Genomic DNA, 12,588 nt, shown 5'->3' on the forward strand with positions numbered 1-12,588 from the left:
ATATTTATTCATTTTATCATAAATGTATAGGGAAATTTTCAAAAATTCAGAATGGATTCAGCAGGAGGAAAAATAATGGGTAAAAAACTTCAATTCGGTATGGTGGGAGCAGGTGCCATTGCCGGAGTTCACTTAGAAACATTTAGTCATTTCGGGGAACAGGTCAGCTTTCATGGGATTACTGATGTATACCGTCCTTTAGCTGAAAAAAGGGCAGAAGAATATGAAATTCCAAATGTATACGAAGACGTAGAAGAATTGATTAATGATTCTCAGATCGATGCAGTCGTTCTGGGGATTCCGAATAAGCTGCACGCGATTTATGCAGTGAAAGCGCTGGATGCCGGAAAGCATGTACTGATTGAAAAGCCGATGGGAATCAACAGTGAAGAGGCGAAGATGATTGTCAGGGCACAGCGCAGGTCCGGGAAGGTAGCAATGGTTGGTCATCAAATGCGGTGGCAATGGCATATTCAGCAGGCGAAGCAGCAAATTGAAAAAGGAGCGCTTGGTCACATTTATCATGCAAAAGCGGGATGGTACAGACGAAAAGGCATTCCTGGCTGGGGCAGCTGGTTTACTCAAAAGTCAGAATCAGGCGGCGGTCCGCTGATTGATATTGGTGTTCATATGCTCGATCTGTCACTTTTCTTAATGGGCAATCCAAAGCCTGTGACAGTCACTGGTGCAACGTTTGCAGAATTTGGACCTAAGAAAAAAGGTATAGGCACGTGGGGAACACCAAATTGGAACGGAACATTTGATGTTGAAGACCTCGCCACTGCTTTGATCAAAATGGAAAACGGTTCCACACTTACACTTGAAGTCAGCTGGGCGGTACATCAGAACACAACAAATGATCCATTTATTGACCTGATGGGTTCAGAGGCTGGTGTTTCTATATCAGGAGACCATGCGAAAATTTTGACAGAGCAGTTTGACAGACCAGTAGATATTGAACTGACAAGTACCGGAAAGGAAGTTGACGAGCGTGTGAAGCTGAGTGAGCATTTTATCCAGTGCATATTAGAAGATAAAGAACCATTCCCTTCAGTTATGACTGGATTAACAAATAACTTAATCCTTGATGCAATCTATGAGTCTTCCCGTACAGGAAGAGAAGTTGTTTTAGATTGGAAAATATAATGACAGAAAGGAGGATATTTTATGGTATTAAAAGGAATTTCAAAAGCAGGATTGGGAGATATAAGAAATGACGAACAGTATATCAGACAGGCAGCAAGTCTTGGATTTGAAGCAGTAGATTTTGATGCCCAGGACTTTGTAGAAGCGTATGGACTTGAAAAAGCTAAAAAGATTCTTAGTGACAACCAGGTAGTACTCGGCTCAATAGCACTGCCTGTTGAATGGAGAGGGACAAAGGAAGAATTTAATAGAGACTTATTAAAGCTTCCGTCAGCAGCGAAGGCGGCTCAGGATCTCGGGTGTACCAGGTGTATGACTTACATTCTGCCTTCTACGGATGAGCCATCAGCACAATTCATGGCTGCCTCTATTTACAGATTAAGAGTATGTGCTGAAATTCTTGCAGTATATGATCTTAAGCTTGGATTGGAGTACGTAGGACCAAAACATTTGCGTAGTATGATGAAAAATCCATTTATCTGGACACAGGAAGAAACGCTGGCTATGATCCAGGCAATCGGATCACCTAATGTTGGTCTGGTACTGGATTCTTACCACTGGTATACCAATGGAATGGACACAGAGGATATTACTTCCTTAACGGCGGATCAGATCATTTACGTCCATTTAAATGATGCCCCTTCAATCCCAATAGATGAAGTTAAAGATAACGAAAGACTTTACCCGGGGGAAGGTGTAATTGATCTGAAAGCATTTTTGAAAGCGGTTACGAATACAGGATACACCGGTCCGGTCACGCAGGAGGTTTTAAGGGCAGTATCCGAGGAAGAGACAGTCGAGGAACTGCTCCAGCGATCAGCCACGGGTTATAAGAAGGTATTTCAATCTATTCAATGAGGAGAGAGCAAAATGAAAATAGCTGTACAGATGTATACGCTTAGAAATGAAGCGGAACAGGACTATACAGGTACGTTAAAAAGAGTGGCGGAAATTGGTTATGACGGAGTTGAACTTGCTGGTTATGGTGGACTCACAGCAGATGAGCTGAAGAAAGAGCTTGATTTTCTTGGTTTACAGGCAGCGGCCAGCCATATTCCGCTTGATCGTCTGAAAAACGATATTCAGTCAGTCATTGAAGAACAGAAAACACTGAACTGCCACCATATTGTATGTCCATTTATTCAGGAGGATGTTAGAGATAAAAAAGGTTATGAAGAGTTAGTTAATATATTGAATAAAGCTGGGGAAGAAGCTGGGAGATCAGGGATCACGCTTTCTTATCACAATCACGATTTTGAACTTCATCCTTTACCTGACGGCACGGTTCCGCTTGAATACCTTTTTGACAATACAAATCCTGACTGGGTGCAGGCGGAATTTGATGTGTACTGGCTCAAAAAGGGAGGGAGTGACCCGCTTGGATGGCTGGATAAATATCAATCCCGAATGAAGCTGATCCACCTTAAGGATATGACAACAGATGGTGAAAAATTCTTTGCAGAACTTGGTACAGGTGGTCTTAATATAGAAGAAATCTGTAAAAAGACTGAGTCCATTCCGCTTGACTGGTGGATTGTCGAACAGGACCAAAGCAGAAAAACCCCATTTGAGAGCATTGAGGAGAGTCTTCGATATTTAAATAGGAGGAATACAAATGCATAAAGTGAGGGTTGGGGTGATTGGCTGCGGCAGTATCGCTCAAAAACGCCATCTGCCGGAGTATCGGGAAAATGTACACACGGAAATTGCAGGTGTAGTTGATCTTGTCCAATCACGTGCAGATGATATGGCATCGCTATATCAGACAAAGTCTTATACAGATTATAAGGAACTGCTATTGGATGAAGAAGTGGATGCGATTAGTGTCTGCCTTCCAAACTACCTTCATGCCTCAGTCACCATTGATGCACTAAATGCAGGCAAGCACGTTCTTTGTGAAAAGCCGATGGCTACATCCAGAGAAGAGGCAGAAGCAATGATCCTTACAGCTGCTGATAATAATAAGACATTAATGATTGCACATAATCAGCGATTTGTTTCTTCGCATCAGAAAGCAAAGAAAATTCTTGATAGTGGTGAACTAGGAAAAGTATACAGCTTCAAAACAACATTTGGACATTCCGGACCGGAAAATTGGAGCATTGATGGACGAGACAGCTGGTTTTTTAATAAGCAGGAGGCCTTTATTGGGGCACTTGGTGACCTAGGCGTACACAAATCTGATTTAATCCGCTATTTACTGGGTGAAGTAGACCAGGTAGGAGCCTTCATTGATACAAGTGCAAAGACTGATACAAAAGTAGATGATAATGCCATCTGTATGCTGAAGATGAAATCAGGGGTGATTGGGTCCCTCGCTGCTAGCTGGTCTTACACTGGTGGTAGTGATAATTCAACAATTATATATGCTGAAAATGGTGTACTGCTGATTGAAAACGACCCTGAGTATCCTTTGATTGTGAACTACAGTAACGGTGAAACCGTAAAATATCAGCTTAAGAAAATTCAATCTAATGAAGCTGGCGGGCAATCGACCACACATGTGATTGATCATTTTATTGAATCACTTGTTTTGAATAAAGAGCCGCTCATTAACGGGGGTGAAGGAATGAAATCATTGCAGGTGATACTTGGTGCACTGGAGTCAAATGAAAAAGGCGCATTTATTACACTCTAATATATACGCACCCTTTTCTCTTTTTTGCATGTTAGAATCCTTGCGGATTCAGGGTTCATGAATGATCTATGTACGTGATGCGACGTTAAATGAAAGGATATGAATGATGACCATTTATAAGTTAACGCCAACATTCCAAAATAGAATATGGGGTGGCCGGAAGCTGGAAACAGATTTTGGTTACGTCCTCCCGGATGGACCGGTTGGAGAATGCTGGGGCATATCTGCTCATCCCAATGGTCAGAGCCTGATTGAAAATGGACCGTTTAAAGGCCGGACGCTCGCTTCACTATGGAAAAATCATAGAGAAGAAGTTTTTGGACAGTATGATTTAGATGAGTTTCCGTTGCTTGTAAAAGTTCTGGATGCAAAAGATGATCTATCTGTCCAGGTACATCCTAATGATCAGCAGGCATTGGCACTTGAAGGTGAGCCATACGGAAAAACAGAGTGCTGGTATATACTTGACGCTGAACCTGGTGCCGAACTTATTATTGGGCATTCAGCATTGACTGCAGAGGAATTCAGAGCAAGAGTGGAGGCTGGCGAGTGGGATCAGCTTCTTCAGAGACACTCTGTCCAGACTGGTGATTTTGTATTTGTGGAAAGCGGAACGATTCATGCGATCGGCGCCGGCATTCTCATCCTTGAAATTCAGCAGTCAAGCGACATAACTTACCGTGTCTATGATTTTGATCGAAAAGATACTAACGGAAAGAAGCGTGAGCTGCATATTGATAAAGCGATCAAAGTTTCTGCAATTCCATATAAAGAACCGGATGTTAAGCCTATTTTATTAAAAGCTGAACATGGTCGGGTCACGCAGTTGATTGATAGAAAAGAATTTACTGTTATTCATCATCAGGCCAACACAGGTTATACATTACCTGATTCAGAAGAATTTCTTTTACTTACAGTGATTAATGGTAGCGGGAAGCTGGCTGATAAAGCTGGTGGAATGGCAGTAAGTAAAGGGGACCACTTGCTGGTGCCGAGAAAAAGTGGAACCATTACGGTCGATGGTGACATCACATTCATAACAGCGTGTCAGAAGTAGGAAAATCAGTCTTCAGGTTTACATAAGTCTATCGAATAAGCTGTATTCAGCTATAATAATGAACAAGTCATTCAAATCTAAACCAGAAAGAAGGATGTCGTGATGGAATCTTCAGTTAAAATTGGTATTATCGGATGCGGCGGGATCGCAAATGGCAAGCATCTTCCTGCATTAGCAAGGCTGGATCAGGCAGAGATTGCTGCTTTTTGCGATATCGAAGTGGAAAAAGCACAAAAAGCTGCTGAAAAGTACGGTTCAGACAATGCAAAAGTTTATAAGGATTACAAAGAATTACTGAAAGATACGTCAATTAGTGTCATTCATGTTTGTACACCAAACGATTCTCACGCAGATATTTCAATTGCAGCTATGCGCTCAGGTAAACATGTGATGTGTGAAAAACCGATGGCTAAAACATCTGCTCAGGCACAGGCTATGCTTGATGCACAGAAAGAAACAGGAATGAAGTTAACAATTGGTTACAATAACCGTTTCAGACCGGACAGCCAGTATTTGAAATCAGTCTGTGCTGACGGTGAACTTGGAGAAATTTATTATGCGAAAGCACATGCCATCAGAAGAAGAGCAGTTCCAACCTGGGGTGTATTTCTTGATGAAGATAAGCAGGGTGGAGGACCTCTGATTGATATCGGAACACACGCCCTCGACCTGACACTCTGGATGATGAATAATTATAAACCTAAAACAGTGCTTGGCACGACTTATCACAAGCTTGGACAAAAAGAGAACGCAGCAAATGCATTTGGTTCCTGGGATCCTGAAAAGTTCAAAGTGGAAGATTCAGCATTTGGATTTATTGTAATGGAAAATGGCGCCACTATCTCTCTGGAAGCAAGCTGGGCGCTCAACTCTCTTGAAGTTGACGAAGCAAAATGCTCACTATCAGGTACTGAAGGCGGAGCGGATATGAAAGACGGACTGCGTCTGAATGGAGAAAAGTACGGGAAGCTTCACACGACAGAAATTAGCCTGGACGCAGGAGGAGTAGACTTCTTTGATGGCCACCAGGAAACTGATTCAGAGTTGGAAATCAGAACGTGGATTGATAGTGTGATTCATAATACAGAACCAGTTGTAAAGCCACAAGAGGCACTGGTTGTGACAAAAATATTGGAAGCTTTATATGAATCAGCGAGAACAGGTAAGGCGGTAGAATTTTAAAAAGAAGCGAAGCAGGATAGTTATCCCGCTTCGCTTCTTTTTAAAATCGCAGGATAATATCTGAAATTTTTAGGATTATCAGCTTTTGAGAAAGCGTTTACAATACAAATGTACTGAATATACAGAATAATAAGGGGATGGAAAAATGAACTGGAAATCAAGAGGAATGGTTGCGACTGCTGCTTCGGCTATGTTAATTCTTGGTGCCTGTGGTGGGGATACGGAATCCTCCGGCGGATCTGGAAGTAATGGAGACCAGGTAGAATTAACATTTTGGAATATCTGGACAGAGTCTTCACCACAGAATGAGGCAAGCAAGGCTGCTGTAGAAAGATTCATGGAAGAAAACCCTGATATAAATATCGTGCAGGAAAATATTGCGCACGATCAGTTTAAAGTAAAGGTAAAGACACAGGCTGCAGGCCGACAGTTACCTGATCTCGTGCAGGTATGGCCCGGAGCTGAATTGACACCTTTGGTAGAGGGTGAGTTGATTCAGCCAATTGATGACATCCTTGATACATGGGATGGCATGATCAGCGAGTCAATGTTTGCTGATTATAATGTTGACGGCACCCAGTATGCTGTTCCTGCCAATGTAACGCCAACAAGCCTTGTTTACTACAACAAGGATATGCTGGCAGAGGCCGGTTATGATCAGATTCCTGATACGTACGACGAATTCAAACAGCTGATAGAAGACCTGAAAGCGCAGGGAGATATCCCGATTACACTCGGTAACAAGGGGCAGTGGCTATTACAGTCCAGCTATATTTCTACAATCGGGGATCGTATGACGGGCAGCGATTTCCTGAATGATGTGCTGGCTGGCGATGCCAAATTCACGGATGATCGCTTCGTGAAGGCTGTTGAAGTGATTCAGGAGATGGCTGAGATGGAGGCCTTCAATAATGACTTTAATACACTTGATAATATTCAGCACCGGGAACTGTTTCTATCAAAAGAAGCTGCGATGATGATTGATGGAGCATGGTCTCTTGGTCCGATTGTAGAGTCAATTGAAGATGAGGGTAACCTTGGGATCGGTGTATTTCCTGCCTTGGAAGGTGGAGATGGAAATCCTGAAGCTGTATCAGCAGTAACAGGAACTGGAATTGCGATTAATAGTGAACTCGAGGGTGAAGAACTCGAAGCAGCCCAAAAATTTCTTGAAAGCTTCTATTCTGAAGAATATTATACTGAACTTTTAGAATCAGATATTCTGGTCGCTGCGGATGTAGAAATGCCTGAGGGTGCAAGCGATTCCTTAAAGAGAGTTGCTGAGATTGTAAATACTGAAACTACTCCTGTATACGATGCAGCTGTACCGGTCGATTTGACTGATGCAATTAATTCTGGACTGCAGGAAGTATCAATTGGTACATTGACGCCTGAGCAATTTGCAAAAAATCTTCAGGATATAGTGGATAGCGGCTTATAAATTGTAATGGTCAACCAAGGAGATCAGTTCTCTAGCTGATTTCCTTTTTCCTTAAGGAGGGACATTATGGATACAGTAAGTAAAAATAAATGGCCAATTATAATAGGTGTGGCTCCTGCTCTCCTCATATATCTGGTATTTGCAATCGTGCCGATACTGATTTCTTTCTATTATTCCACAATGGAATGGAACGGCTTCACTGATATGGAATTCATCGGACTTGCGAATTTCAGGGAGGCGCTTGGGGATCCGATCTTCTGGCAATCTTTAAAAAATAATTTATTTGTTGTAGCGGCATCGGTATTTGGTCAGGTACCGGTAGCATTGTTTTTTGCGTTATTACTAAACCGAAAGTTAAAAGGCGGTAAAATATTCCGTACAATTGGCTTTATGCCAGTCGTTATTTCTACAGTCATTATTTCACTTGTGTGGGGAATGATGTTCAATTCCAGAAACGGTCTGTTTAATCAGCTTTTAACGTCAATCGGACTGGAAAGCTGGGCACAAAACTGGCTGGGTGACCCGAAATGGGCAATGATTTCAGTTTGTATTACAATTATCTGGCAATTCGTAGGCCTATATTTAATTATTTTCCTGGCAGCACTTCAGAATATCCCTGAGGAGCTGTACGAAGCAGCGGAAATTGATGGTGCTTCCGGGCTGAAGAAGACACTAAATATTACACTTCCTATGATGAAGGAAACAATCATTGTGGCAGTTATTCTTTGTATTAGTGGAAGTCTACGTACATTTGATCTGATTTATGTGATGACTGCCGGTGGTCCGGGTCATTCAACCGAAGTGCTTGCAATGTACATGTTTGACCAGACATTTTCTTCTACAAGATTCGGTTACGGCAGTACATTGTCAATCTTTATCTTTTTCTTTAGCCTTGGACTGGTTTATCTTGCAACTTTAATACTTAGAAGAAAGTCAGTTGCAGACTAATAGAAAGGAAGATGTTACATGGTTCAAACAACGATGAGTGACAGGGCAACCGCATATGAAAAGCAGGCAAAAAAACGTAAGTTCACAAAAAAAACGCTCATATATCTCTTTTTAACTTTATTTGCACTTGTTAATGCCTATCCGATTTTCTGGATGTTTTTAAATTCATTTAAAGATAATGCTGACTTTGCAGCGAACCCATTTGGATTACCGGTCGAATGGATGTTTGAAAACTATGCTACTGCATGGGAAACAGCGAGGCTCGACGTCTATTTTTTAAATAGCATCATTGTATCGGTTGGAGCAGTTGTTATCACAGTGGGAGTAGGCGCGCTTGCATCTTACTTCCTCGCCCGTTTCACCTTTAAAATGAATAAAATGATGTATGGATTCTTTGTTTTTGGGCTATTGATTCCGATTCATGCTACGCTCGTACCGCTGTTTATTCTTGAGAGGCAGCTTGGATTATTAAATACACATATTGGGTTAATTCTGCCCTATATTGCTTTTAATTTACCATTAACTATTTTTATCTTAACAAGCTTTATGAGAGCTTTTCCCAAAGATATTGAAGAATCCGCCATTATGGATGGATGTGGTGTTTTCCGAATATTCTGGTCGATTATTCTGCCAATGACGAAGCCTGCAATTGCCACAGTGGTGATACTAAACTTTATTAATAACTGGAATGAGTTTTCATTTGCCCTGGTTTTGATTAATGACGAGTCATTAAAAACACTTCCGCTTGGTCTGACCAACTTCTCTGGACAGTTCACAACTGATTACGGTGCCCAAATGGCCGGACTGACAATGGCAATTGTTCCGATTTTAATCATTTATATGTTCCTTGAGAAACATATTGTGAAGGGGATGACAGCTGGAGCAGTAAAAGGATAAGATTGGAGAAAACAGGTTGGGGTAGGATATGAAGAAATATTTGAAATTGACAAACTGGCAATTGACGTGGAAGTTTTTTCTTATTTTTTTCTTTTTAATTCTGATACCAGTGCTTGTATTTGGCCTGATCATTAGTGATCAGGCAAATCAGGCAGCACAAAATCAGGTTGTTAATGATACAAAAAAGAACCTGGAAAAAGCTTCTGAAAATCTTTCAAATGTCTTTCAGGAAATTGAAGATATTTCTTCTTATATGATCTATAGTGAGGATTTCAGAAACTACTTTAACACTCGAAGTGGTCCTGAAAACCAGGACACTTTAAATATGCTTGAGGAGAGAATTAGTGGATATACAGTATTTCATTTAAACGAAAGCAGCTATTTACACTCTATTACACTGGAATCTGAATATGACAATACCTTTCACATTGGAAAGTTAATAGAAGAACGTCAGCAAAATGAAATAGGGAATAAACTTGAAGCTATGACTCTTGATGGACGGCCGTTCTGGAGTGGGTCTTATACAATTACTGAATACTCGGGGAATGACTCTAAGGTCATTAGTCTTTTTCGTGTCATTAATGATTTAAACGACTTAACCAGAGAGTTGGGTATGGTGACAATCAGATTGGACTCGAGTAAGTTATATGAACTGATTGAGCTTGAGAACCCTGATCTGGATCAAATTGTAGTATTAAATGAAAAGTATAATGTTGTATTACATGAAGACGCAGAAATCATTGGATCATCCTATAAATATGAAATACCACTATCTGATCTGGATCAGGCCAGTGACTTTACTTACGAACAGGATGGGGAATCCTATCATGCGGTGATTCAGCCTCTTGATCATACTAATCTGACACTGATTGCAACAGTTGATAACAGTAGTATCAAACAGGGTCTATCAGGGCTCAGAACAATGATCCAGTTGATGATTATTGTGTTAATTCTGCTTGGAATCGCTGCGATGATCGGGTTTTATCACTTTAACATTAAGCGGATCATCGAACTGACAGACCAGACGGAGAAAGTAGAAAGAGGAGATTTCAGTGCCAAGGTGACAGCGGGATCTCTTGATGAAATCGGCATGCTCGCTTCACGTTTTAACCAAATGGTAGATCAGATCAATCAACTCATTAACACAAAATACAAAATGGAACTGCAAACCAGAAATGCTGAACTGAAACTTTTACAAAGTCAGATCAATCCTCATTTTCTTTACAATACTTTAGACATGATCCGCTGGACAGCAAGGCTTGGCAATCCTGAAGAAACAGGCAGACTGATTGAAATGCTTTCTAAAATGTTCCGCCTCAGTTTGAATCGGGGGAATGACTGGATACATCTAAAGGACGAACTTGAGTATTGCTCTCTTTATCTTCAATTACAGCAATATCGGCTTGGGACATCGTTAAAAATAGCAGTCTATTGTGAAGCAGGAATTGACCGTGCCATGATTCTAAAACAAATGATTCAGCCATTAATCGAAAACAGTATTCAATACACAGATGGTAATGCAGCTTCTCCCAAGCGCATTTATATGCGCTGTTTCACAGAAGAGGATGATTTAATCATCGATGTGATGGATAACGGGAAAGGCTTTCCGTCTGACATTGATAAAGTCATTAGTGATGGGACAGCGCTTGCGAATATGATTGAAAGGTTGTCTCTTGCGTACGGAGAAAGGGCATCCCTGACAATGCAGAATCATGAATTAGGAGGTGCCTGGGTCCGTATCAGGCTACCTTACGAGAATGAAAATCCTCATATATCATTAAAAGGCGGGTGAATTAAGATGTTCTGTAAGCTGCTGGTAGTAGATGATGAACAGATGATTACTAGAGGACTTGCCGAAACGATTGAGTGGGAAGAGCACAGAGTGATTGTGACACATACAGCTCAAAACGGAATAGAAGCTCTCGATATCATTGCACACAATGATATCGATATTGTCATAACAGATATTAATATGCCTGAAATGAACGGAATTAAACTGGCTGAAGAGATCATGAAAAATCACTCTCATATTAAAGTTATTGTCTTAAGCGGCTACGATGAATTTGAATATGCACAAGGTGCAATGAGATTTAATGTAAAGGATTATCTTCTCAAGCCAGTCAATATTGATGAGTTACTTAAACGTGTTAACAAACTAACCGAAGAAATTATCTCAGAACGGACCGGTATGTATAAAAGTCAGCTGCGCACACAGCTTTCTGATCTTATTTATAAAAAAAGAAAGTCCAGCAGTCTGCCATCAGGTTTTTTAATCGGAACTGAAATGAGAGATTGTGATTTTGAAAAGACGATTCATGAGGAGCTGATTGGTCAAGTTAAAGGTCAATGGGTAGCTGAAGTGGAGACAATTTGCTCGTTAGCTGGTCAAGCTGTGTCAGTGTTTTCAGCGGACAACCAGCTGATTACATATATTCGTTCAGACAGGAAAGTATTGTCGCATGAAGAGTTGAGCGGATTGAATAGAAACCTGACAAAGCTTTTAGGGGCTGAGTTTGTAACAGCTTATATCAGCTATATTTCAGAAGGCGAAGAGCTTAAGTCTGACTTTGACCTGCTGATTAACACACTTGGGAGGTCCGCATTTTTGGACCGGACCGTGCTTGACTGTGAACAGCACCAACCTGTTGAAATAGAAGAACTGCCTCACTCGTTAATAATGAACATAGTCTCTCTGATGAAGAGTGAGCAGTCTGCATTCAATGAAGTAGCAGGCGAACTGACAGCGTATGCCTCCACAACCGGTTGGACTGTTTCTAAGCTGATTCAGCATGTCAGTCAAATCACAAAAGATCAGCTGGGAATTGAGCCGGCACATGAAATCAAGAGAGAATTTGTAATCAATACAAAAAGTTATTTGAAAGAAACAATCACTTTCTATTTTGAAGGTATTCATCACCAATTAATTCAAGACTTTCAAGATGGGGGTACAAGTTGGCTGATGGTTCAGGCCTCCAATTATATAAAAGAACACTTCAAGTATGATCTGAAGGCCAGTGAAGTCGCCAATGTCATTAATATTTCAGCAGGTTATTTCAGTCAGTTAATTAAACAGGAAACAGGTATGCATTTTAACGATTACCTGCATCACATCCGTCTTGAACATGCAAAAAAACTGCTAAAAGAAACTTCTTATAAAGTATTTGAAATAGGAGAAATGGTTGGTTATAAGGATTATAAATACTTTGTTCATATATTTAAAAAAAATATCGGGGAATCTCCTACACAATATAGAAAATCTGTCGTACGACTATAACAGCA

11 protein-coding genes are annotated in these 12,588 nt (G+C 40.8%); all 11 read left to right on the forward strand.

Features of this window, described 5'->3' with window-relative positions; translation table 11 throughout:
• The first annotated feature begins 75 nt into the window (after nt 1-75).
• A complete protein-coding gene (locus JOD21_RS11350) occupies nt 76-1,146 on the forward strand; it encodes a Gfo/Idh/MocA family protein (protein ID WP_204729733.1) in 1,071 nt (356 codons plus the stop codon).
• Between the two features lie 21 nt (nt 1,147-1,167).
• On the forward strand, nt 1,168-2,004 hold the full coding sequence (locus JOD21_RS11355) for a sugar phosphate isomerase/epimerase family protein (RefSeq protein WP_204729734.1): 837 nt from the start codon (nt 1,168-1,170) through the stop codon (nt 2,002-2,004).
• A 12-nt stretch (nt 2,005-2,016) separates the two neighbouring features.
• Nucleotides 2,017-2,769, forward strand: coding sequence for a sugar phosphate isomerase/epimerase family protein (locus JOD21_RS11360; RefSeq protein ID WP_204729735.1), 753 nt, complete (start codon nt 2,017-2,019; stop codon nt 2,767-2,769).
• On the forward strand, nt 2,762-3,784 hold the full coding sequence (locus JOD21_RS11365) for a Gfo/Idh/MocA family protein (protein ID WP_204729736.1): 1,023 nt from the start codon (nt 2,762-2,764) through the stop codon (nt 3,782-3,784). The genes JOD21_RS11360 and JOD21_RS11365 overlap by 8 nt, the downstream gene beginning before the upstream one ends.
• 106 nt (nt 3,785-3,890) lie before the next feature.
• Nucleotides 3,891-4,841 (forward strand): type I phosphomannose isomerase catalytic subunit, encoded by a 951-nt coding sequence (locus tag JOD21_RS11370; protein WP_204729737.1) that lies wholly within the window; start codon nt 3,891-3,893, stop codon nt 4,839-4,841.
• Between the two features lie 102 nt (nt 4,842-4,943).
• Nucleotides 4,944-6,023, forward strand: coding sequence for a Gfo/Idh/MocA family protein (locus tag JOD21_RS11375; protein WP_204729738.1), 1,080 nt, complete (start codon nt 4,944-4,946; stop codon nt 6,021-6,023).
• Between the two features lie 145 nt (nt 6,024-6,168).
• Nucleotides 6,169-7,464 (forward strand): extracellular solute-binding protein, encoded by a 1,296-nt coding sequence (locus JOD21_RS11380; protein ID WP_239581557.1) that lies wholly within the window; start codon nt 6,169-6,171, stop codon nt 7,462-7,464.
• Nucleotides 7,465-7,530: 66 nt separating this feature from the next.
• On the forward strand, nt 7,531-8,412 hold the full coding sequence (locus JOD21_RS11385) for a carbohydrate ABC transporter permease (RefSeq protein WP_204729739.1): 882 nt from the start codon (nt 7,531-7,533) through the stop codon (nt 8,410-8,412).
• A gap of 18 nt (nt 8,413-8,430) precedes the next feature.
• On the forward strand, nt 8,431-9,309 hold the full coding sequence (locus JOD21_RS11390) for a carbohydrate ABC transporter permease (protein WP_380269640.1): 879 nt from the start codon (nt 8,431-8,433) through the stop codon (nt 9,307-9,309).
• A gap of 28 nt (nt 9,310-9,337) precedes the next feature.
• A complete protein-coding gene (locus JOD21_RS11395) occupies nt 9,338-11,101 on the forward strand; it encodes a cache domain-containing sensor histidine kinase (RefSeq protein WP_204729740.1) in 1,764 nt (587 codons plus the stop codon).
• A 6-nt stretch (nt 11,102-11,107) separates the two neighbouring features.
• Nucleotides 11,108-12,583 carry a response regulator transcription factor gene (locus JOD21_RS11400; RefSeq protein ID WP_204729741.1) on the forward strand — a complete coding sequence of 492 codons (1,476 nt, stop codon included), beginning with the start codon at nt 11,108-11,110 and terminating at the stop codon, nt 12,581-12,583.
• The last annotated feature ends 5 nt before the right edge of the window (nt 12,584-12,588 follow it).

The organism is Jeotgalibacillus terrae, assembly GCF_016908195.1.
Lineage (GTDB): Bacteria > Bacillota > Bacilli > Bacillales > Jeotgalibacillaceae > Jeotgalibacillus > Jeotgalibacillus terrae.

Coding starts and splice junctions, on each gene's coding strand:
- JOD21_RS11400 (WP_204729741.1), top strand. CDS start 11,108: ATGTTCTGTAAGCTGCTGGTAGTAGATGATGAACAGATGATTACTAGA.
- JOD21_RS11350 (WP_204729733.1), top strand. CDS start 76: ATGGGTAAAAAACTTCAATTCGGTATGGTGGGAGCAGGTGCCATTGCC.
- JOD21_RS11390 (WP_380269640.1), top strand. CDS start 8,431: ATGGTTCAAACAACGATGAGTGACAGGGCAACCGCATATGAAAAGCAG.
- JOD21_RS11385 (WP_204729739.1), top strand. CDS start 7,531: ATGGATACAGTAAGTAAAAATAAATGGCCAATTATAATAGGTGTGGCT.
- JOD21_RS11360 (WP_204729735.1), top strand. CDS start 2,017: ATGAAAATAGCTGTACAGATGTATACGCTTAGAAATGAAGCGGAACAG.
- JOD21_RS11395 (WP_204729740.1), top strand. CDS start 9,338: ATGAAGAAATATTTGAAATTGACAAACTGGCAATTGACGTGGAAGTTT.
- JOD21_RS11370 (WP_204729737.1), top strand. CDS start 3,891: ATGACCATTTATAAGTTAACGCCAACATTCCAAAATAGAATATGGGGT.
- JOD21_RS11355 (WP_204729734.1), top strand. CDS start 1,168: ATGGTATTAAAAGGAATTTCAAAAGCAGGATTGGGAGATATAAGAAAT.
- JOD21_RS11380 (WP_239581557.1), top strand. CDS start 6,169: ATGAACTGGAAATCAAGAGGAATGGTTGCGACTGCTGCTTCGGCTATG.
- JOD21_RS11375 (WP_204729738.1), top strand. CDS start 4,944: ATGGAATCTTCAGTTAAAATTGGTATTATCGGATGCGGCGGGATCGCA.
- JOD21_RS11365 (WP_204729736.1), top strand. CDS start 2,762: ATGCATAAAGTGAGGGTTGGGGTGATTGGCTGCGGCAGTATCGCTCAA.